The sequence below is a fragment of the Flavobacterium sp. UBA7663 genome (assembly GCF_002483315.1).
Taxonomy (GTDB): domain Bacteria; phylum Bacteroidota; class Bacteroidia; order Flavobacteriales; family Flavobacteriaceae; genus Flavobacterium.
On sequence record NZ_DLHR01000025.1, the window covers coordinates 1 to 21,339 of the forward strand.

Below are 21,339 nucleotides of genomic sequence, written 5' to 3' on the forward strand. Positions count from 1 at the left end.
GGTCAATATCACTGGAATTTGCAGTGCTACATCATTACTAATTTTAAGTTTGGAAGAATTAATAAAAGCTACAATCGTTGAACTTCATTCTCTTAATTATCCAGTTTATGAGAGTAAAATAATTTCTAAAATTTTTAATAATCACAGAACAAGACATCAATTTGCTGGTATGATTGATACTCTAAACGGGTTAAATATCTTGTTGAGATTAATTCACAAAGGATTAAATAGAAAAGAAGTTTTTCAAGAAGGTAAAATGAATGATGAAAATATTAAAAATTTGTCAGCTGGAATTAACTCTTTTTGTGACTTGTTAAATAATATCTGTAATGATGAAATTGTTAAAGATTTCAATAATTATAAAAACAATGGTTTCTATGTTGATTATTTCGATGAATTGTTGATTCCAAATAAAATGATTAATGAATTTAATTTCAGTCAAGTAGATAATGTTCATCAAACAATTTCTAGAATATACAAATTGATAATCTTATCGCATCACCAATCCATTAAGAATAGGAAAAATTACAATGAATTCTTAGAAATAAGAGAAATTATTAAAGAATTGACTCAAAAAGAGAAATTTGACGAGCTTTTAAATTCTTACATAGAAAATTAATATTTGTTCACAAATATGTGAACAAATATTGTATATTTGCAAAAGCATTTCACCACCAATATGGAAATTAAATTTCAAAAAACATATTTAGAAGACCTTTATCAAGGAAATACAAAGCCCTACAAGGAATATAAATCCAATAGGCAACTCGTGGCACAATATGTTAAAACTATAAATAAGCTGAAATCAATAACACACATAAATCAATTATTTCAATTAAAAGCACTACGATATGAAAAACTTACTGGTAATTTAAAAGGATTGAGTTCTGTAGCTGTAAATATGCAATACAGAATAATCTTTAAAGAAGTAGCTTCCACTTCAAATGAACTTATAATCGATATTTTAGAAATCGAAGAATTGAGTAAGCATTACGAATAGTAAGAACCGAAAACAATTGAAAAAATGACACCAACAAACACAAACATCCCTGCTTTTGCTACGCATCCAGGTGAAATATTATTAGATGAAATTGAGGCAAACGATTTCTCTCAAATAGATTTTGCTAAAATGATTGGATATAGCAGAAGTCAATTGAATGAAATAATCAAAGGCAAAAGAAACATTAATGCAGATTTAGCTTTACTCCTAGAAAAAACATTAGGTGTAGACGCAGAATACTGGATGGAAGCACAGAAAAATTACGATTTAGATAAAGCTCGAATTGATGCTAAAAACAAAGAACAATTAGAAGCAATTGAAATTTGGAAAGTAATAAAAGAGTTTATTCCAGTATTATTTTTTAAAAGAGAAAAAGTCATTAATGGTAATCCTCTAATTGATAATCAAATCATTAGAAGAATCTACAATATTGCAAATTTAGACGAATTAGCAACATTAAGAGTCCAAAGTACTTATGCTCGATTTAAAAAATCAACAAAGCTTAAATATGATGTAGTCAACATTATCGGCTGGGTTAAATTAGTACAATATAAAGCTAAAGAAGTAATTGTACCTCCATTTAACCATGTAAATAAAGAGGAACTAATATCAGAGTTAAGAGAGATTATTTCTAAGAATAAAGATGTACTCAATAAAGTACAAAGCAAATTACATGAATACGGTATAAAATTAATCTATCAAGCAAAAGGAGAAAAAACACCTGTCGATGGAGTTTCATTCTGGAGCGAAGGCAATCCAGCTATTGGAATGACCCTTAGACATAATCGCTTGGATAATTATGCATTTACTCTTTTTCATGAATTAGGACATATTTTTGAGCATTTAGTAAACGATAATACAGCTGAATTCATTGATCTCGATTTAAAAAATGAGGAAGAAGAATATAAAAAATCAGCTGAAGAAAAAGAAGCAAATATCTTTGCTCAAAACAGTTTAATTAACCCAACAGAATGGAAAGATTTTGAAAATAATCTTTCCACAAAAAATAATGATATTGCTATTAAAGCATTCGCGAAAAAAGTAAAAATACACCCATGTATTGTAAGAGGTAGAATCTGTTATACTTTAAATGATTATCGTACTTTCTCTCAAATTAGTCACGATATCAGCTAGTTTTTTTACTATTAAAATCAATTATGCGGTGAATAAATAGCTTATTCACCGCATTTTTTGCAATAAAAATTTACTATATGCTCTAAATTTAAAATATAAGTAAAACAGGTAAATACCAATGTTAATAAATAAAAAAAGCATTAAAACCTGTATTTACCTGCATAAAAACTTAAAATATTCACATATAATATATTATTAATTACTATATTTGTTGGGAAATACCAATTATAATAATAATTTAACTCAATAAAGATGGAAAATACCAATACAAATTGGATTGCCATGAGTGATTCAGCTATCGTAAGTCAAATTGGAGCATTCATTAAAAATGAACGATTGAATAGTAACAGAACGCAAGCTCAATTAGCAAAAGAAGCCGGCATAAACAAATGGACATTAGGTCAAATTGAGAATGGTGAAGCCATTACATTACTTTCATTAATTCAAATATTAAGGGCTTTAGGTGTTTTACCATTACTAGATATCTTTTCAATCAAACAAGAAATAAGCCCTATAGAACTCGCAAAAAAAGCCCAACAAAAAAGACAACGTGCTAGAAACACGGATAACGATACTACTAAAAAATCTGACTGGTAATGATTACAACCGCTTTTGTAAAAATATGGGGAGAAACCGTTGGTGCCGTTGCTTGGGATAAAGCAACAGGTATAGCAAGTTTTGAATACGATCCTAAATTCATAAACACTAAATCTGATTTAGCCCCAATAAAAATGCCGATTACTAATAGTAATAAACGTATTTTTTCATTTCCAGAACTGAGAGATGTAAAAACATTCAAAGGATTACCTGGACTATTAGCCGATGTATTACCTGATGATTATGGAAATCAACTTATTAATAGTTGGTTAGCACAAAATGGTCGTCCTGAAAACAGCATGAATCCTGTAGAACTTTTGTGTTTTATAGGCACACGTGGAATGGGTGCTTTGGAATTTGAACCATCACAACTGAAACCAAATAAAAGAGCATTTGATATTGAAATTGATAGTTTAGTAAACATCTCTAGAAAGATGCTTACTAAAAAAGAAAGTTTTGAAACCAACTTAAATGTGGATGAACAAAAAGCAATGCTAGATATTCTTAAAATAGGAACTTCAGCAGGTGGTGCTCGTCCAAAAGCAATTATAGCTTATAATGAAAAAACCGGGCAAGTAAAATCAGGACAAACTATAGCTCCAAAAGGTTTTGAACACTGGCTGATTAAATTAGACACAATTAGCGATGTACAGTTTGGAGAGAGTACAGGTTTCGGAAGAGTCGAGATGGCATACTATCTTATGGCTAAAGCATGTGAAATTGATATGATGGAATGTAGACTTATGGAAGAAAACGGAAGAGCTCATTTTATGACAAAACGTTTTGACCGTGAAAATGGAGACCAAAAACACCATATACAAACCTTGTGCGCCATGCAGCATTACGATTTTAATCAAATAACAAGTTTCAGCTACGAACAATTGTTTCAAACGATGCGTATATTACAACTTCCTTATCCACAAGCCGAGCAAATGTACAGAAGAATGGTATTTAACGTAATCTCAAGAAATTGTGATGATCATACCAAAAATTTTGCTTTTAGATTAAAAAAGGATTCAGAATGGGAATTAGCTCCAGCCTATGATATATGCTTTGCATATAGTCCTGACAGCACATGGGTAAGTCAGCACAATTTGAGTTTAAATGGAAAAAGAAAAGATATAACTAAAGAAGACTTGTTGATGGTTGCAAAAGCAATGAATATTAAAAAAGCGGATAACATCATAAAGCAAATTAGTGACACTGTAAACAAATGGAATACGTTTGCAGAAATCACGAGCGTGGAAGAAAGTTTGAAAGAAAAAATTAAAAAATCTCACTTAATTTTATAAAAAATTATAGTATTGAAAAAACAATCAACATAGGTTTTAAAACCAGAAACAACAACTTAAAATTAATGCTATAGCGGTAAAAAATAGCATTTTAATAAATTTATGCGGTGAATAGAGATTCTATTCACCGCATATTTTGCGGAGATTGTATATTTTTTCTTTCGAAAGCCTAAAAAATCGTAAATTTGTAAAAATTATTTTTTTTCCTTTAATAATTAATTTTCGCAACACCCCTAGTACACCTCTACCCTCTTTAACCCTTATGAATAAAGAGAATATATTGAATACTTAGAAGCTTATATAAAGCTAATTTAAAAACTACTTTTCATCAACAACTAAGTTTGTATCTGCCCATTCAAGAATTGATGTAAAAACAACTTCAAGACTTCTTCCAAAATCAGTTAATGAATAATCTACTCTTGGAGGAAGTTCTTTATGATATTCTCTAATAATCAAACCGTCATTTTCTAATTGTTTGAGTTGTTCTGTAAGCACTTTTCTTGAAATACCTTCAATAGTTGCATTTATTTGTCCGAATCGTCTTTTGCCTTTTGATAAATAATACAAAATGGGGGCTTTCCATCTTCCACCTATTAATTCTAAAGTTGCCGTTACAGGGCAATCAAAATTTTTTCCGTGTACTTTCATCATTGGTTACGTTTAAGTTACTAGTATTTAAATTTTAATAGTTACAAATATAAACTTTTATTAGTTACTTTGTAAAACAATTGAATTTAATTAATAATAAAAGAAAAAAAATATGATTTTAGTTACAGGAGCAACAGGGCATTTAGGTAAAGCAGTAGTAAACCAACTACTATTAAAAACAGAGATAACTAATATTGCCGTTTTGGCAAGAGATTTAGATAAAGCTCATGAGTATAAAACTAAAGGAATTGAAGTAAGAATCGGAGATTTTGATAATCAAGATTCTTTGAATGAGGCGATGAAAGGAATTGATACGGTACTTTTAGTATCAGGTGTAGATCCTGTAAATCGTTTACAACAGCATAAAAATGTGGTGGATGCTGCCGTAAAAAAAGATGTGAATAGAATTGCTTACACAAGTGTTACAATGGAAAACCTTAACACATCTGCCAATCAATTTTTAATGCAAAGTCATTTTCAAACGGAAGATTATATTAAGAATAGTGGGCTTAATTACACTTTTTTTCGCAACAATCTCTATACAGATACCATTTTAATGTTTGCAGGAGAAAACCCTTTTGAAACAGGAATAGCTCTTCCCGCAGGAAATGGAAAAGTTGGATTTGCTTTGAGAAAAGAAATTGGAGAGGCAATTGCAAATGAATTATTACAAATATCATCAGAAAACAAAATTTATGAAATAACAGGTTCTAAATCATATTCATATGCAGATGTAGCTTCAGAATTATCAAAATTATCTGGCAAAAATGTAACTTATACAGACTTAGAAGCTGAAACTTATTCAGAACTTTTAAAAAATATAGGTGTCCCTGAAGAATATATTTCTATGTTTAATGCTTTTGCGGCAGATATTAAAACCAATCAGCACAGCAAAACAACTTTGGATTTAGAAAATCTTTTAGGTCGAAAACCCATTTCTTTTTCTTTGGCACTAAAAGAGTTATATAATTTGTAAGTTAACTTAATTAAGTTTGATAAAACTCTTAAAACTTATAATTGTGAATTTTATATTTAATCTTTGAAAACATATTTTTAGTTAAATCATTGACAAACAGTAGTTATTTTCTACTACTGTTTTAATTTTTTTTAAAAAATGAACGTTGTTCAAAAAATATTTATACATTTGCAGAGAAATAAATTATCATGAGTGTAGCTGATAGAAAAGCAAAAGAGAAGGAAGCCTTGAAAGCACTTATTCTAAAAGGGGCAAAAAAGCTATTTTTAGAAAAAGGAATAGAGCAGACAACTATAAGAAATATAGCCGATGAAATAGACTATAGTGTTGGTACTGTATATGTTTATTTCAAAGATAAAAATGCAATTTTACATGATTTGCATTCTATTGGTTTTCAAGAATTAGGTGGATACTTTAAAGATTTATTCGAAATTAAAGATCCCATGGAGAGACTCCGAAAAATGGGATTTGTTTATATCAAATTTGCACTTGAAAATCAAGAGATGTATGATTTGATGTTTAATGTTAAAGCACCTATGGAATTTTTGGAAAATTCTAATAATGAAGATTGGAACGAAGGAGTAGTAACATTTAATCATGTAAAAAATACGATAAAGGAATGTATTGATAAAGGGCATTTCATTGATCACAATGTAGAACCCCTATCGTTTATGGTTTGGAGTTTAGTACACGGTATGTGCTGTCTTCAAATTCGTCAAAGAATCTCAGGCGTAAAGTTCACTAATCCAGATACAATCCTATATGATGGATACAATGAGTATTTAAAAATAATAGATAAAATGTAGTTTTTTTTGTTCAATATTTTGAACAATGTTCAATAAGTAAACAATGTATATTATGAGAATAGTAATTTTTCTTTTTTTATGTTTTGGGTTAAATAGTTTCTCCCAAAACAAACTTGAAGACTATATCAAAATAGGTCTTCAAAACAATGAAATTGTCAAACAACACAATTTTAATATTAACAAGAGTATTTGGGCTTTGAAAGAAGCAAAAAGTCTATTCTACCCCACTACATCATTAAATGCAAATTATACAATAGCAGATGGAGGAAGAACCATAGATATTCCGATTGGGGATTTACTCAACCCAGTATATAATACGCTGAATCAGATGACAAATTCTAATGCTTTTCCAACACTAGAAAATCAATCAGTCTTAATTAATCCAAATAATTTCTATGATGCAAAAATTCATACCACAATGCCTCTTTTGAATTATGAAATTATCTATAATAAGAGAATTAAAACCTATCAAAGTGAGCTTCAAAAAGTGGAACTTGACATTTACAAAAGAGAGCTCGTTAAGGAGATCAAGGTTGCTTATTATAAATACATTCAGTCCACAGAAGCAATATCAATTTATGAAACCGCTTTACAACTTACTTTAGAAAATCAAAGAGTAAATCAATCTTTATTTAAAAATGAAAAAATTAATCGAACTGCTGTATTAAGAAGTGATAATGAAGTAAAACGAATAGCAGCTAAATTAGAAGAAGCCAAACAAAATAGTAAAAACGCTCAAGCGTATTTTAATTTTCTAATTAATCAAAAATTGGATACTAAAATTGAAATCGATAAAGATAATATTCCAGTTCCAGTTGGTTTTGATTTAGAAAATACAAAAGCAAGAGAAGAATTGTCGCAACTAAAAACAGCTTCAGAGATAAATACTACACTTTCAAAACTAACACAGTCTTATTGGTTTCCAAAATTAAGTGGTTTTATCGACTTGGGCTTTCAGGATTTTGATTTTGAAGTCAATAAACAATCACGCTACTATTTTGGAGGTGTTGCCTTAGAGTGGAACATTTTTTCAGGAAATAGAAATAAGTACAAAGTCAGACAAATTGAAGAAGATGAAAAAAGTATCAATTCTCAAACCGACAATGTAAAACAGCAATTGTTATTACAATATGAGGTATACAGAAATAACCTACTCTCAAAAATTGAAATCTACAAGTCAGAGAAAAATCAAAATTTAGCAGCTAAAAAATACAATGATGATGTTTCCAAACTATATAAAGAAGGACAAGTCATTTATATAGAAGTCCTAGATGCTCAAAACCAATATATAAACTCACTTCTTAATTCAAACATAGCTTTTTATGAGACTTGGATTGCTTATGCAGAATTAGAAAGAGCCAATGCAACTTATACAATTAACTTTTAAAAATTTAAAAAAATGAAAATAAACAATGTAGTAATACTTATCTCGATGATTAGTGTTATGTCCTGCAACAAGGCAGAAGACAAAATTGAAAATGCAGAAGTTATACCGGTTAAAGTTTTTACATTAAAAAATTCAAGTAGTAATGAAAGTATAATCTCAACTGGTCTAATTACAACGGAAAACGAAACAAAACTAGCCTTTAAAGTAGGTGGCGTAATTGATAGAATATATGTTAAAGAAGGGCAATCGTTTAACAAAGGACAATTATTAGCAACTCTTAAATTAACCGAAATCGAAGCACAGGTTACACAATCTAAATTAGGTTACGAAAAAAGCAAAAGAGATTACAATAGAGTTTACAGTTTACACAAAGACAGTGTTGCTACTTTAGAACAATTGCAGAATTCAAAAACTTTACTTGATATTTCTGAAAAAGCTCTAGAACAAGCCAATTTCAACAAAAAATATGCCTACATCTATGCAACTTCGTCAGGATTTGTAACTAAAAAAATAGGAAACGAAGGAGAAATCATTCAAGGTGGTTTTCCAGTTCTTGCAATTAATGAAAATAATAATCAAAAAAATTGGATTGTAAAAATTGGTGTCTCTGATAGTGATTGGTCTGCAATCAACGAAAATAATAGCTGTAAAATTAAAGCTAATGGTAAATCCTATTCTGGAATTGTTTCACAAAAAAGTAAAGCAGTAGATAGTAATTCTGGTACTTTTCAAATCGAAATCAAAATTCAAAATGCTACAAAAGAATTAGCGGTAGGAATGTTCGCCAATGTTACAATCCATGTTTCAAGTAATAAAAACATCAATGCTATTCCATACGATGCAGTTATAGAGGCAAATGGAAAGAAAGCTTTTGTATTTATTCCAACTTCAGATACAACGGTAAAGAAAATTCCAATTGAAATAGAAAGTTTTAATGATAAAGAAGTAATAGTTGCTAAAGGACTAGAGAATGCTTCAAGCATTATCATTGGTAATTCTCCATTCCTAAATGAAAAATCAAAAATTAAAATCGTAAAATAAGATGAACCTTACCAATTTTACAGTAAAAAATTACCAATTTACCCTAGTGGTATTTATCATGGTAGCCGTTGTTGGTTTTGTTACTTTATTTACAATGCCAAGAGCTGAAGATCCACAAATTAATCCTCCATCCTATCCTGTTGTGGTTGTTTATCCAGGTACTAGTCCAAAAGATATGGAGGAATTAGTAGTAAAACCCATTGAAAATAAATTATATGAATTGGACAATGTTGACAAAATTGTAACTTCTATTGAAGATGGTTTGGCTATCATTCAAGTTGATTTCAAATATGGTGAGGATGTTGATAATAAATATCAAGAAGTAATTAGAGAAGTAAATAATTTGCGAAGTGAATTGCCACAGGATATTCACAAAATTGATATTCGTAAAGTAGATCCTTCGGACGTAAATATTTTCCAAGTAGCCTTAATTTCAGAGAATGCATCCTATAAGAATTTAAAAGACTTAGGCGATGATTTAAAAGAAAAGTTAGAGAAAGTAAAGGAACTAAAAAAAGTTAAAGTATCTGGAGCACCTGAAGAGACTATTAGAATTGACTTGAAACTCGATAAGATTTCAGAGTTAAAAATCCCATTAAATGTTGTTATCGGAAGTTTACAAAGTGAAGCTCTTAACATTCCTGGAGGAAGTTTAGAAGCCGGAAATAAGACATTTAACGTAAAAACCAGTGGAAAGTTTAAAGACATCGAAGACATTGAAAACACTGTAGTTTACAACGGTAATGGCAAAATTATTACACTAAAAGAAGTAGCCAAAGTAGATTATAAATTAGAAGAAGAAAAGCATATTACCAGACTAAATGGGCATCGATGTGTGATAGTTTCAGCAGCTCAAAAAGTGGGGGCTAATATTAGCAGCACTCAAAAGAAATCATTACCAATTATTACAGAATTTGAAAAAACACTACCAAAAAATATCACTTTGGTGAAGAATTTTGACCAAGCTAATAATGTAGCACTTCGTCTTTCTGGATTGGGTGTTGATTTTATCATCGCATTAGGTTTAGTATTAATTACTCTTTTACCACTTGGAACTCGTGCCTCTATTGTAGTAATGATTGCCATTCCACTATCATTAGCATTAGGTTTAATCGGTTTAAATGCTTTTGGATTTTCTCTAAATCAGTTAAGTATTGTTGGATTAGTAGTTTCATTAGGACTTTTAGTTGATGATAGTATTGTTGTGGTTGAAAACATTGAACGTTGGTTGCGAGAAGGACATACCAAAAGAGAAGCTGCCATAAAAGCTACCAAACAAATTACATTAGCTGTTATAGGTTGTACAGCTACATTAGTAATTTCATTTTTGCCCTTATTGTTTTTACCTGCTGGTCCGGGAGAATTCATTCGTGGTTTACCAATGGCTGTGATATGTACCATTTTAGCATCGATGTTGGTTTCTTTAACATTGGTTCCGTTTTTATCTAGTAGAATTTTAAAAGAGCATCACAATGCTGACGGAAACATTTTTCTACAGTATTTGCAAAAATTCATCAATAGAACCTACACCAGATTGATGCACAAAGCTTTGGCAAAACCAATGCTAACATTGATAATTACGGTGGTACTATTTGTTAGTTCGATAACTCTTTTCCCTGTGATAGGTTTTAAACTTTTTCCTTCATCAGAAAAGCCAATTTTTCTGGTCAACATTAGAATGCCATTACAAACTAGTTTGGAAGAAAGTAAAAGGATAACCAAGTTGGTGGAAAGTGATATGGTTAAATATGAAGAAATAAAATACTTCACATCCAACATTGGAAAAGGTAATCCTCAAATTTATTACAATGTACCACAGCAAGAGGAAAAAAATGATTTTGCGCAACTTTTTGTCCAATTAGAAGATGATGCAAAACCAAAAAGTAAAATTGAATTGATAGAAAAACTTCGTAAACAATTCAAAGATTTTCCATTAGCAAAAGTAGAAATCAAAGATTTTGAACAAGGTCCTCCTATTGAAGCTCCAATATCAGTTAGAGTCTTTGGTGATAATTTAGACACTTTGAGAAAATTATCATTTGATGTCGAGAAAATCGTAAAATCTAATTCGGGTGCCATCTATGTAAACAATGATTTGAACACGCTGAAAACAGATATAAAAGTAAATATCAATCGTGAAAAAGCCAGAACTCTGGGTGTTTTTACCTCTGATATTGATAAAACAATTCGATTAGCCGTAGCTGGGATATCTATAGGAACCTACACCGATGAAGAAGGAGATGATTTTGAAATTGTTGTTAATACTCCTAAAGGAGATAAAGCAACATTAAATGTTTTAACCAATTTATATGTAAATAATGCTATTGGAACACCTATTCCTTTGAAGCAAATTGCAAATATTGAGTTTGTTACCTCTCCAAACAATATCAATCACTTTGATAAAAACCGATTTATTAAAATTACAGCTTCTACCAAAGATGGCGTTTTAGCAAATGATGTATTAAAAGATATAGTTCCAAAATTGGATAAACTAAAAATGCCTAAAGGATATTATTACAAACTATCAGGTGAGGCAGAAAGTGAAGGTGATGCTTTTGGAGGCAACTTCATAACCGTAATCATTTTAACCATTTTCTTATTCATTGCGGTGCTGATACTACAATTTAAAACCTTTAAAGGGATTCTGATTGTTCTTTCCGTTATTCCGCTTGGTGTAATTGGAGGTGTAACTATGTTGTGGCTTTCAGGAAACCCTATGTCGTTTATTGCGATTGTAGGATTTATCGGATTAGCTGGTATTGAAGTGAAAAACTCCATTCTATTAGTTGACTTTACAAATCAACTACGATTGGAAGGAGTTCCTTTAAATGAAGCTATCGAAAAAGCAGGAGAAATACGCTTTTTACCAGTCGTACTTACTTCACTTACAGCAATTGGTGGGTTAATTCCTTTAGCAATGAATCCTAATCCTCAAATCTCACCATTAGCTTTAGTATTGATTGGAGGTTTAATCAGTTCAACCATTTTATCAAGAATTGTTACTCCAGTAATGTATAAACTAATACCGCCAAGTATTGAAAAAGAATAATTATAACATAACAACAAATTTTTAAATAGTATAAATATGGAAAAATATATAGTAATTACAGGAGCCTCATCTGGTATTGGCTTAGAGATGGCAAAAATATTAGCCTCAAAAAATTACAATTTAATTTTAGTGGCCAGAAACTTTGACAGATTACAAAGCATTAAACTTGATCTTGAATCAAAATACAGCATCAAAGTAAAAATATTTCGAAAAGACCTATCGCTATCCGCCAATGCTGAAGCTTTGTATCTCGAAATTAAAAAAGAAAATCTTGAGGTCGAATATCTTATCAATAATGCTGGAGTTGGAAATTATGGTAATTTTATAGAAACCTCGCTTCAAGAAGAATTGAATATGATTGAACTCAACATATCTTCCTTAGTTATACTTACAAAACTTTTCTCTCAAGATATGGTCAAGAGAGGTTCTGGAAGTATTATGAATGTAGCTTCGTTACTTTCCTTTTTACCATTTCCTTACTATTCTGTTTATTCAGCCAGTAAATCTTTCGTTTTAGCATTTTCCGAAACTGTAAATGCTGAACTAGAAGGAACTGGTGTCATGGTAAAAGCGCTTTGTCCTGGTCCAATTGATACTGGTTTTACAACAAATGAAATGACTACAACCAATGCGTATAAAACAAACAAACCCGTTCTTCCTGAAATAGTTGCTAAAGAAGGAGTTAAATTACTGCTCAATAAAAAGACTAAAAAAATAGTAGGCTTTACGAATTGGTTTATTTCGAATTTACCTCGAATTACTCCTGATTTTATAATGATGAAAATTAAAAAGAATTTAGCTAGTCAAATAAAATAGAAACAAAATGGAAAACAAAAGATTACAATTACTTCAAAGTTTCATTGGAAAACCATTCACAGGAAGTCCATCCCCATACGCCAAATGGCTAAATGGGACGGTAATTTCTGCTGATGAAAGTTCCGTTGCATTTCAATTTGAAGTACGAAAAGAAATGACTAATCCAGCTGGAACACTTCACGGTGGTGTTATTTGTGGCATGTTTGATGATTGTATAGGTGTAAACTTTATGATTTTAGGTACAGAAAATTTCTTTCCAACCATTAATCTGAATGTTGAATTTTTTAGTGCAGTAAAAGAAGGTGACTCAGTAATCGTAAAAACTACTATTATAAAAAAGGGGAAATCTGTAATCAATGTAAAAGCAGATATGTTTAGCTCTCAAAGAATTATCGCTTCTGCTACATCAAATCTTGTAATCAGTGAAATGAAGATACCTCATTGATATATTTAGTATTCAAATGAATCAGAATTAACATAGTAAACAATCAAAAAGAAAAAGCTTAGTATAACTGATATACTAAGCTTTTTACATTTTATTTAATACGCTTTCGCATAAAAATAGTAAATTTGTAAAAAATATTCTTTTTCCTTTAAGAACTAAATTTTGTAACACCCCGAGTACACCTCTACCCTCTTTAACCCTTATTAATAAAAAGAAAAAAGATATTGTATCGGGAAATAAAAAATCCACCTTAACTATCATTTGATGATGCCAGATGTTTCAAACGAATCACTTATCTTATCGATTTTTTTTTATACTTTTACAATGTAGCCCTTTCATCTATTTATAAAAAAAACCTTCTTTTGTAATACCCCCTTAAGATGAACGATTACCAAATTATTTTTCAAAAAAGAGCTACCAACTACCATTATGCCATGCAACAGTTTCCTGAAGCTAGAAAGCATGAATTTGATAACTTATTTTCAGGAATAAATTTTGAAAATGATATTCATTTGTTAGATGTTCCTTCTGGTGGCGGATACTTACGAAATTATACTCCAAAGAATACAAAAGTTACTTTGGGTGATTTTTCAGAAGGTTTTGCCATTAATGAAATTCAATTAGTGACACCTGAAAAATTACCATTTGAATCAAATACTTTTGATGCTGTATTTTCATTGAGTGGTATGCATCACTTAAAAGATGTTCCTCAGTTTATTAGAGAATGTCTACGGGTTACCAAAACGGGTGGCTCTTTCATTTTTGCTGATGTAAAAAAAGGAAGTAGTGTAGATGTATTTCTCAACGAATTTGTAAATACCTACAATTCTTTAGGTCATAAAGGTGATTTTTTTCAAGAAACTTCTTTTGAAGCTTTTACTGATATTCAATCTTGCATTAGCAATTGTCAATACAAAGAGTATCCTTTTTTATTTGCTAATACCTCAGATATGATTACTTTTTTTAAACTATTTTTTGGACTTGATAAAGCTTCCAATTCTATTATTCATGAAGGAATTGAAAATATCTTGGGAATTAAAAACACATCAAAAGGCATAGAAGTAAATTGGGGTTTACTCTTATTTCAATTAAAAAAAGAATAAAAATAATTTTAGAACTGATTTAAGACTCGGAACCACGAAGTTCTGATAGCGCTCTTAATTCCTCTTCTTATTACTTTCCAACTTTTTGGCTTGGTTTGCAAATGGGTAAGTAGATTTTTTATAACTTCTAATTTAGATATTTCTGAGGTTGCATCATAAAACACAAATGGTTTTGTTTCTTTCTTAACCATTTCGTTATAAATTTCTAACCAAAAAAAATAAACAGCTTGATTAAACACCTGCTTCTCAATTACTTCAATTAATTTATCATAGAAAATTGCTACGGAATTATCTTCTGATGGAATCTCAAATCCAAATTCTCTTGGATCTTTACCTAGAACAATAAGCGTAATTATTGCTCTATAACATTTTGTACATTGAGAACAATTTAATTTAGTGTTCAAATGATGGTAACATACTCGAAAAGGGGTTGGAATTTGCTTTTCTTCAAAATAATTGCAAAGTAATCGCATCTTATGAAAACGATTAGCTTCTTGACCATGGTGAATTACATTTGTATTTCCCCAAGCTATAAAATTATCAATATAACTCGAACCCCAAGGCATGGTTTCCTTAGATGTATCTAATGTTGAACCGATGTATACTTTCTCAATTCCATTTTTATAAGCAATAGGTGCTAAAAGGGATGTCAGCGATAATCCGTGTTGAAGAAGCGTCCACCAATCTTGTGTATTGTTATAAATTAACTTCTCAACCTTAAACGTATAAAAATCACGCACATTACTTCTTAAAAAATGTTTCGGATTATCAATTGTTAATGGTAACATTCGATTAACTTCTTGTATTTTCTCCCATTGAGACGTATTATCAATTTTTATATCTGCTCCATGTATCGTTATCAATTGAATTTTGTTACTATCCAATCTAGAATAGGTATAAAGTGCATCTACTCCGCCGCTAAAAAGCATGGCAGATTGATTTGCATCATAAATAACTGTTTCAAAATTTTCGACTAATAATTGTGATTTTTTTGCAATGATTTCAGGATAAAACTTAGCAAACTCCGCCTTTATTCTTTCAATACTAAAATAGAAATTTTTATCTAATGTCTTTACTTTCAATGTAGCGCCAAGAAACCAACAAATCGGATATAGATTAGCAACATAAGGGATATTTAAAATAGCATCTGGAATCTCTGACAAATCAAAATCATATTGAACGAACAAATTCTCTTTAAAATAAGGCTGAAATCGCGCATGAGTTTCCTGAAAATACTCCACCTTGTTTTCATTCAAATCTCTATTAGTCTTTGTTAATATGATGCTTTTTATCATAGTTTAATTTATTTTAACTTTAAAAATAGTACTTTCCAAATTTACAAACTTATCTTACCAAACAAACATATTTGATTAGAATTGTTACTTTTGAGAATCATTTTCAATCAACAAACTAAAGTTACAAAGCTTTATTAAATCTCAAAAGAAGATAAAATAAAATGGATTCACTTACTCAAATAACGCTCGGAATTGCCATAGCCGAATTGGTTGCTGGTAAAAAACTGCAAAACAAAACTTTTTTGTATGGCGCTATTTTAGGCACGATTCCAGATTTGGATATTGTTGTTGGAAAATTTTTAAGTGATATTGAAGGTGTAGCTATTCATAGAGGTTTGAGTCATTCCCTACTCTTCTTTCTGTTTTTGTCGCCAGTTTTGGGGTTGGTAATTTCTAAAATTGAAAAAAATAAAATTAGTTTCAAAAGTTCCACTTTATTGGCTTTTTGGTGTTTATTGACGCATATTTTATTGGACTTGTTTACGTCTTGGGGAACACAAATTCTTTGGCCTTTAGAACACCGATATGCCTTAAAAACTATCTTTGTAATCGACCCATTATATACAATTCCGCTATTGATTAGCTTGATTTTCGTTTGGAAAAACAAAGACTATCTAATACGAAGAAAATATGTAATTCGCGGAATAATTATCAGTTCTTCTTATTTGCTTTTGACTTGTATTTTGAAACTTTTTGCGGTGTATCAATTCGAAAAGGCTTTACAATATCAAAATTTAGCTCATCAAGAATTAATTGTAAAACCAACCGCTTTCAACTGTATCCTTTGGAACGCTAATGTATCCACTTCAAAAGGATATTATCTTGCTGATTATTCACTATTTGATTCCCAACTAATTCAGTTTACTTTCTATCCTAAAAACAGGAAATTGGAAGAAAAATTAGCAAATTCGCATGATTTTCAGCAACTTAAAAAAATTAGTGAAGGATGGTATTTGATTACCGAACAAAATCAACGCCTATATTTTAACGATTTGCGTTTTGGTTTATTGAATGATTCACCTGGAAATCCCCAGTTTGCTTTTAGTTATGAATTTAAAGCGAATTCCGATGGAAATTTAACAGCTTATGAAGTTCCAAAAGCCAAACGAGACGGGAAAGCATTACTACAAAAGATTTTTACACGATTAAAAGGGAATTAATGTATGGCAAAATATTCGGTTATTTTTCATCCATCTGAAGCTGTCATTGAAGCAGTTAAAGAACTCAAAGAACAATTGAGCACTAAAATTGGCTGGTTTCCAAGTAAGAATTCCTTGGCACATATAACTATTTGTGAATTTGATTATGATTTCCATACGTATGAAAATATAAAATCGCGAATCACAACGTATTGTCGTTATCAAAATCCTTTTGAAGTAACGTTTAATATGTTTGGAAATTATACGAATGGAGCTTTTTTCATTGCTCCTAATATCGAAAGTAAAACCAAAATGGTTAAAATTATGAAGGAAATTCCAAAACAAATTCAATTTCCGGTCAATCATAAAAGTTCAGAACCCCATATTTCAATTGGAAGACAGCTTACTGATGAACAACTTAAAATTGCTTATAGTTTGTTTGAATCCATAGATTTGAATTTCAATTGCGAAGGAATCACCATCCGAATTTTTAATCCTGAAAGAAAACAATATGATTTTTTAGAAACAATTCCTTTTCTAAGCGAAATGAAACCTAAAAAAGAACAATTAACCTTATTTTAATTATTCTTTCGTACTCATTTTTATCTGCAAATGATTCAACAAGACTTGATATTTACTGATTTCTCTCAACACGATTACATCATCAGTTGCGTCCATCATGTCATCTAAATCATCACTCACTTCAATTAATTTGATGCTGGCTTCAGAAAAATTCTTGATAGCCATGTTGTCAATAATCAATTGAATGTCTCTTTTTATTGTGGTAAATTGATCTTCCATAATTTAATATAAATCTTTTTTTATCGTTTGTAATGATGTGTTTGTGGTAATTAATTTCCAAATGATTTCTTTGCGAAGTACTTCTAAATCTTCAACATCAAGATGTTTCGCCCAAGCATCTGATTCTAAAATTTCTTTTATTTGTCTAATAACTTTTGCAGTTTCGGAAGCATTTCGCAAAACGGCTTTTTCATCGTATTTTGGATTGTTTTTGTGCTGGAAGTTTACTTCACTAGTATCAAAATTCACTTCTACATAAAAAAAGTTTTCGGTTTCGTTATTCGGATAAAAATCAGTCCATTTAGCAAATCCAGTACGAATTTGACTGTTATTGATTTTTGAATTTGAACTTGAAATCAATCTCCATCTACAATTTGCTGCCCTTCCCCAATGATTAGAAATACGATACACTCCTTCATCAGTAAAATAATAACCACTGCCCGATTTGCTTATGTAATGCCACTCGATACTCGGAATCGAAGATATATCAACTTCCATAAACTCGCAAAAAGTATGTTTGTGAAAATTAGTTTTATTGTATTTTTTCAAAGTCATAAAGCGTAAAATCGATTTCTTTGTAACAAAAGTAACATTTGATTTTTAAAGATTCGTTGTATCTTTACAAAAAGGATTACAAATGAGAGATATTTTAGATCAAGCATACAGCTATATTTTTGAAGAAGCTTTATTAGATGAAATTGCAAAAGTTGCCGTTTACAAAGAATTTAAAGCAGATGATTACCTAATTGAAATTGGGGATTACATTAAAACTATGCCACTTCTATTGACGGGAGCGATTAAAATATTGAGAGAAGATGAAAATGGTGATGAATTATTATTGTATTTCCTAGAACGTGGCGATACTTGTGCCATGACATTAACCTGTTGCATGGGCCAATCGAAAAGTCGTATTCGTGCTATTGCTGAAACTGATGGTGCAATGTTAATGATTCCTGTTGAGAAAATGGAAGAATGGTTGACCAAATACAAAACCTGGAGAAACTTTGTTTTTGATAGCTACAATGTCCGTTTGAACGAAATGTTAGAAGCAATTGACACCTTGGCCTTCATGAATTTAGACGAGCGTTTGTACAAATATTTAACCGATAAAGCGAAAGTAATTGGCGATACAGAAATCAAAAATACACACCAAGAAATCGCTTATGAAATGCATACGTCAAGAGTAGTAATTTCTCGGTTATTGAAAGCGTTAGAATTGAAAGGAAAAATTAAATTGCATCGAAATAAAATCGAAATCCTTCAATTCTAATGGAGATTTTAGGCTACGTTGGTGCATTATTTATTGGATTAGTTTTAGGACTAACTGGCGGTGGTGGCTCTATTTTGACAGTACCCATTTTAGTCTATTTAATGAGTATAAGTCCCGTTACTGCAACAGCTTATTCCTTATTTATTGTGGGAACAACGTCTACTTTTGGTGCGATTCAAAACTACCGAAAAAACTTAGTAGACATTAAAAACGGATTCATTTTTGCGATTCCGTCTTTCATAGCCGTTTACTTAACCCGAAAATTTATAGTTCCGAGAATTCCTGAAATCATTATTGAATCTCCTATTCTTATCACGAAAAACACATTCTTAATGCTTTTTTTTGCGGTGATTATGATTTTTGGAGCACTTTCTGTATTAAAAAAGAAAAGTCAAGACACCAATAACGAAGAAAAAAGAAATCTAATTTTAATCGGAATTCAAACCTTCACTATTGGAATCATAATAGGATTAGTAGGAGCTGGTGGCGGATTTTTAATAATTCCATCACTAATTTTGTTTGCCAAATTACCTATGCGAAAAGCCGTTGGGACTTCCCTATTCATCATCGCCATGAACTCATTGGTTGGATTTATCGGTGATGTGCAGAATTTGGAAATCGATTGGTTATTCTTGTTAACGTTTTCAGCTATTTCGGTAATTGGAATATTTATTGGAATGTACTTAACAAAATACACGAATGAAAGCCAATTAAAGAAGATTTTTGCTTACTTTGTATTAGTTATGGCTACCATTATCTTGTTAAAAGAAATGTAAATGTAACTTTAGGCACAGAAGAATTAAAAATTAGAGAGTAAATTTGTAAAAATAAAATTCACAAATATGAAAATCGAACAAATATATACAGGATGCATTGCACACGCAGCGTATTACATTGAAAGTAATGGTGAGGCTGCAATTGTAGATCCATTAAGAGAAGTACAGCCTTATATAGATAAAGCCAATAAAGATAATGCCAAAATTAAATACATTTTTGAAACGCATTTTCACGCTGATTTCGTTTCGGGGCATTTAGATTTAGCTAAGAAAACAGGAGCTTCAATCGTATATGGTCCAACAGCAAAACCAAATTTCGACGCTATCGTTGCAATCGACGGACAAGAGTTCAAAGTGGGTGGCGTAACGATTAAAGCGATTCACACACCTGGACATACTTTAGAAAGTACCTGTTATTTAGTTACTGACGAAACCGGAAAACAGCACGGAATCATCACAGGAGACACTTTGTTTATTGGAGATGTTGGTCGCCCTGATTTAGCTCAAGAATTAGTAGAAGATTTAACACAAGAATTATTAGCAAGTCATTTATATGATTCTTTACGTAATAAAATCATGCCTTTGAGCGATGATTTAATTGTGTATCCAAATCACGGTGCTGGAAGTGCTTGTGGAAAAAACATGAGTAAAGAAACGACGGATACTTTAGGTAATCAAAAGAAAGTCAACTATGCTCTAAGAGCGGATATGACTAAAGAAGAATTCATCAAAGAATTATTAGATGGATTAACCCCACCGCCGGCTTATTTTCCACAAAATGTATTGATGAACATTCAAGGTTATGAAAGTTTAGAAGCGGTAATGTCTAAAGCTGAAACACCTTTACATCCAAAAGAATTTGAAGCCGTTGCTAATAAAACCGATGCTTTGGTTTTAGATGTTAGAAACGAGAATGATTTCGTAAAAGAACATGTTCCAGGTTCCATTTTCATTGGATTACACGGACAATTTGCTCCTTGGGTAGGCGCATTAATTAGAGATACCAAACAACCAATTTTATTAATTACACCAGAAGGAAAAGAAGTAGAAACCATCACTAGATTATCTCGTGTAGGTTTTGATAATACTTTAGGCTTCTTATCAGGAGGAATCGAAGCATGGAAAGCCGCAGGTTACGAAACCGATAGCATTGAATCGATTTCTCCAGAAGTTTTCGCAGCACAATATGAAACTGCTCCAATTATAGACTCAAGAAAACCGGGAGAATATACAGCCGAACATGTGGTAAATGCTAAAAATATTCCATTAGATTACGTTAACGAACAATTAGCCGAAGTGCCAAAAGAGGAGAAATTCTTCATTCATTGTGCAGGTGGCTATCGTTCTGTAATTATGTCTTCTATTCTAAAAGCAAGAGGCTACCACAACATGGTTAACGTAGAAAAAGGAATGTCCGGCATTAGAACGACAGATGTTCCATTAACAGCATATGTTTGCCCAAGTACGTTGAAATAAAAAAATAAGATAAAATACGAAATCCGACTTCACAAGAGTCGGATTTTTTTATGGGCGCTCCTCGAGGGTCGAGCTATCCGCACTCGGTTTACTTAAAATCCTTAGGCATTTTAAGTAAGAGCTCGAACAAATGCTACACACGATCTTGTGAACTGACAAAGTAATCCCTAATGCGGATTTGGTTTTCAATTGAATATCTACTATTTACAGTCCGGTAAGGACGGCATATTGGTAACAAAAAAGCCCTATCAAAAATGATAGGGCTTTTCAAAAGAAAGGCGGCGACAT

At 31.0% G+C, this 21,339-nt stretch carries 22 protein-coding genes; 18 read left to right on the forward strand and 4 right to left on the reverse strand.

Annotated features, from left to right (window positions below; genetic code table 11):
• The 5 genes from B2741_RS11320 to B2741_RS11340 all read left to right on the forward strand — a co-directional run.
• Window positions 1-619, forward strand: a 619-nt coding sequence (locus B2741_RS11320; protein ID WP_291138914.1) for an AbiV family abortive infection protein, incomplete at its 5' end; no start/stop codon positions are given.
• Between the two features lie 60 nt (window positions 620-679).
• Window positions 680-1,000 (forward strand): type II toxin-antitoxin system RelE/ParE family toxin, encoded by a 321-nt coding sequence (locus B2741_RS11325; RefSeq protein WP_291138916.1) that lies wholly within the window; start codon window positions 680-682, stop codon window positions 998-1,000.
• A 24-nt stretch (window positions 1,001-1,024) separates the two neighbouring features.
• Entirely contained in the window at window positions 1,025-2,134 is a 1,110-nt protein-coding gene (locus tag B2741_RS11330) for a HigA family addiction module antitoxin (RefSeq protein ID WP_291138918.1), read from the forward strand.
• 252 nt (window positions 2,135-2,386) lie between these two features.
• A complete protein-coding gene (locus B2741_RS11335) occupies window positions 2,387-2,731 on the forward strand; it encodes a helix-turn-helix domain-containing protein (protein WP_291138920.1) in 345 nt (114 codons plus the stop codon).
• A complete protein-coding gene (locus B2741_RS11340; protein WP_291138922.1) occupies window positions 2,731-4,023 on the forward strand; it encodes a type II toxin-antitoxin system HipA family toxin in 1,293 nt (430 codons plus the stop codon). The genes B2741_RS11335 and B2741_RS11340 overlap by 1 nt, the downstream gene beginning before the upstream one ends.
• 318 nt (window positions 4,024-4,341) lie before the next feature.
• On the opposite strand, the gene B2741_RS11345 is transcribed toward B2741_RS11340, so the two are convergent.
• Complete coding sequence (locus tag B2741_RS11345) at window positions 4,342-4,674, reverse strand: winged helix-turn-helix transcriptional regulator (protein WP_291138924.1); 333 nt, start codon at window positions 4,672-4,674, stop codon at window positions 4,342-4,344.
• A 109-nt stretch (window positions 4,675-4,783) separates the two neighbouring features.
• Here B2741_RS11345 and B2741_RS11350 point away from each other — a divergent pair, with 109 nt between their 5' ends.
• The 8 genes from B2741_RS11350 to B2741_RS11385 all read left to right on the forward strand — a co-directional run bounded on the left by B2741_RS11350 (window position 4,784) and on the right by B2741_RS11385 (window position 14,294).
• Window positions 4,784-5,647 carry an SDR family oxidoreductase gene (locus tag B2741_RS11350; RefSeq protein ID WP_291138926.1) on the forward strand — a complete coding sequence of 288 codons (864 nt, stop codon included), beginning with the start codon at window positions 4,784-4,786 and terminating at the stop codon, window positions 5,645-5,647.
• A gap of 188 nt (window positions 5,648-5,835) precedes the next feature.
• A complete protein-coding gene (locus B2741_RS11355; protein WP_291138928.1) occupies window positions 5,836-6,453 on the forward strand; it encodes a TetR/AcrR family transcriptional regulator in 618 nt (205 codons plus the stop codon).
• 52 nt (window positions 6,454-6,505) lie between these two features.
• Window positions 6,506-7,840, forward strand: coding sequence for a TolC family protein (locus tag B2741_RS11360; RefSeq protein WP_291138930.1), 1,335 nt, complete (start codon window positions 6,506-6,508; stop codon window positions 7,838-7,840).
• Between the two features lie 12 nt (window positions 7,841-7,852).
• Window positions 7,853-8,881: an efflux RND transporter periplasmic adaptor subunit gene (locus tag B2741_RS11365; protein ID WP_291138932.1), complete on the forward strand. Its 1,029-nt coding sequence runs from the start codon at window positions 7,853-7,855 to the stop codon at window positions 8,879-8,881.
• A gap of 1 nt (window position 8,882) precedes the next feature.
• Window positions 8,883-11,930, forward strand: a complete 3,048-nt coding sequence (locus B2741_RS11370; RefSeq protein WP_291138934.1) for an efflux RND transporter permease subunit — start codon at window positions 8,883-8,885, stop codon at window positions 11,928-11,930.
• A gap of 36 nt (window positions 11,931-11,966) precedes the next feature.
• Window positions 11,967-12,746 (forward strand): SDR family NAD(P)-dependent oxidoreductase, encoded by a 780-nt coding sequence (locus B2741_RS11375; protein WP_291138935.1) that lies wholly within the window; start codon window positions 11,967-11,969, stop codon window positions 12,744-12,746.
• A 7-nt stretch (window positions 12,747-12,753) separates the two neighbouring features.
• Window positions 12,754-13,191: a PaaI family thioesterase gene (locus B2741_RS11380; protein ID WP_291138937.1), complete on the forward strand. Its 438-nt coding sequence runs from the start codon at window positions 12,754-12,756 to the stop codon at window positions 13,189-13,191.
• Window positions 13,192-13,571: 380 nt separating this feature from the next.
• Window positions 13,572-14,294, forward strand: a complete 723-nt coding sequence (locus B2741_RS11385) for a class I SAM-dependent methyltransferase (RefSeq protein ID WP_291138940.1) — start codon at window positions 13,572-13,574, stop codon at window positions 14,292-14,294.
• Window positions 14,295-14,302: 8 nt separating this feature from the next.
• On the opposite strand, the gene B2741_RS11390 is transcribed toward B2741_RS11385, so the two are convergent.
• The gene (locus B2741_RS11390) at window positions 14,303-15,589 is read right to left on the reverse strand and encodes a hypothetical protein (protein WP_291138942.1); all 1,287 of its coding nucleotides are present in this window, start codon (window positions 15,587-15,589) and stop codon (window positions 14,303-14,305) included.
• Between the two features lie 161 nt (window positions 15,590-15,750).
• On the opposite strand from B2741_RS11390, the gene B2741_RS11395 reads away from it, so the two are divergent.
• Together B2741_RS11395 and B2741_RS11400 are read left to right on the forward strand one after the other, a co-directional pair.
• A complete protein-coding gene (locus tag B2741_RS11395) occupies window positions 15,751-16,749 on the forward strand; it encodes a metal-dependent hydrolase (protein ID WP_291138944.1) in 999 nt (332 codons plus the stop codon).
• Between the two features lie 3 nt (window positions 16,750-16,752).
• Window positions 16,753-17,310, forward strand: coding sequence for a 2'-5' RNA ligase family protein (locus B2741_RS11400; RefSeq protein ID WP_291138946.1), 558 nt, complete (start codon window positions 16,753-16,755; stop codon window positions 17,308-17,310).
• Here B2741_RS11400 and B2741_RS11405 read toward each other — a convergent pair whose 3' ends face one another.
• Complete coding sequence (locus B2741_RS11405; RefSeq protein ID WP_291138948.1) at window positions 17,311-17,529, reverse strand: hypothetical protein; 219 nt, start codon at window positions 17,527-17,529, stop codon at window positions 17,311-17,313.
• A 3-nt stretch (window positions 17,530-17,532) separates the two neighbouring features.
• Entirely contained in the window at window positions 17,533-18,027 is a 495-nt protein-coding gene (locus B2741_RS11410) for a hypothetical protein (RefSeq protein ID WP_291138950.1), read from the reverse strand.
• 139 nt (window positions 18,028-18,166) lie between these two features.
• Between B2741_RS11410 and B2741_RS11415 the strand changes: the two genes are divergently transcribed.
• From B2741_RS11415 to B2741_RS11425, 3 genes are all read left to right on the forward strand, one after another.
• Entirely contained in the window at window positions 18,167-18,799 is a 633-nt protein-coding gene (locus B2741_RS11415) for a Crp/Fnr family transcriptional regulator (protein ID WP_133610916.1), read from the forward strand.
• Complete coding sequence (locus tag B2741_RS11420) at window positions 18,799-19,575, forward strand: sulfite exporter TauE/SafE family protein (protein WP_291138953.1); 777 nt, start codon at window positions 18,799-18,801, stop codon at window positions 19,573-19,575. The genes B2741_RS11415 and B2741_RS11420 overlap by 1 nt, the downstream gene beginning before the upstream one ends.
• Window positions 19,576-19,641: 66 nt before the next feature.
• Window positions 19,642-21,051 (forward strand): MBL fold metallo-hydrolase, encoded by a 1,410-nt coding sequence (locus tag B2741_RS11425; protein ID WP_291138955.1) that lies wholly within the window; start codon window positions 19,642-19,644, stop codon window positions 21,049-21,051.
• Window positions 21,052-21,339 lie beyond the last annotated feature (288 nt).

Bases quoted from the DNA above. Each gene is read 5' to 3' on its own strand.
- B2741_RS11355 (WP_291138928.1), top strand. From the start codon at position 5,836: ATGAGTGTAGCTGATAGAAAAGCAAAAGAGAAGGAAGCCTTGAAAGCA.
- B2741_RS11375 (WP_291138935.1), top strand. From the start codon at position 11,967: ATGGAAAAATATATAGTAATTACAGGAGCCTCATCTGGTATTGGCTTA.
- B2741_RS11400 (WP_291138946.1), top strand. From the start codon at position 16,753: ATGGCAAAATATTCGGTTATTTTTCATCCATCTGAAGCTGTCATTGAA.
- B2741_RS11405 (WP_291138948.1), bottom strand. From the start codon at position 17,529: ATGGAAGATCAATTTACCACAATAAAAAGAGACATTCAATTGATTATT.
- B2741_RS11415 (WP_133610916.1), top strand. From the start codon at position 18,167: ATGAGAGATATTTTAGATCAAGCATACAGCTATATTTTTGAAGAAGCT.
- B2741_RS11380 (WP_291138937.1), top strand. From the start codon at position 12,754: ATGGAAAACAAAAGATTACAATTACTTCAAAGTTTCATTGGAAAACCA.
- B2741_RS11395 (WP_291138944.1), top strand. From the start codon at position 15,751: ATGGATTCACTTACTCAAATAACGCTCGGAATTGCCATAGCCGAATTG.
- B2741_RS11385 (WP_291138940.1), top strand. From the start codon at position 13,572: ATGAACGATTACCAAATTATTTTTCAAAAAAGAGCTACCAACTACCAT.
- B2741_RS11340 (WP_291138922.1), top strand. From the start codon at position 2,731: ATGATTACAACCGCTTTTGTAAAAATATGGGGAGAAACCGTTGGTGCC.
- B2741_RS11420 (WP_291138953.1), top strand. From the start codon at position 18,799: ATGGAGATTTTAGGCTACGTTGGTGCATTATTTATTGGATTAGTTTTA.
- B2741_RS11390 (WP_291138942.1), bottom strand. From the start codon at position 15,589: ATGATAAAAAGCATCATATTAACAAAGACTAATAGAGATTTGAATGAA.
- B2741_RS11365 (WP_291138932.1), top strand. From the start codon at position 7,853: ATGAAAATAAACAATGTAGTAATACTTATCTCGATGATTAGTGTTATG.
- B2741_RS11360 (WP_291138930.1), top strand. From the start codon at position 6,506: ATGAGAATAGTAATTTTTCTTTTTTTATGTTTTGGGTTAAATAGTTTC.
- B2741_RS11325 (WP_291138916.1), top strand. From the start codon at position 680: ATGGAAATTAAATTTCAAAAAACATATTTAGAAGACCTTTATCAAGGA.
- B2741_RS11425 (WP_291138955.1), top strand. From the start codon at position 19,642: ATGAAAATCGAACAAATATATACAGGATGCATTGCACACGCAGCGTAT.
- B2741_RS11330 (WP_291138918.1), top strand. From the start codon at position 1,025: ATGACACCAACAAACACAAACATCCCTGCTTTTGCTACGCATCCAGGT.
- B2741_RS11350 (WP_291138926.1), top strand. From the start codon at position 4,784: ATGATTTTAGTTACAGGAGCAACAGGGCATTTAGGTAAAGCAGTAGTA.
- B2741_RS11345 (WP_291138924.1), bottom strand. From the start codon at position 4,674: ATGATGAAAGTACACGGAAAAAATTTTGATTGCCCTGTAACGGCAACT.
- B2741_RS11335 (WP_291138920.1), top strand. From the start codon at position 2,387: ATGGAAAATACCAATACAAATTGGATTGCCATGAGTGATTCAGCTATC.
- B2741_RS11410 (WP_291138950.1), bottom strand. From the start codon at position 18,027: ATGGAAGTTGATATATCTTCGATTCCGAGTATCGAGTGGCATTACATA.
- B2741_RS11370 (WP_291138934.1), top strand. From the start codon at position 8,883: ATGAACCTTACCAATTTTACAGTAAAAAATTACCAATTTACCCTAGTG.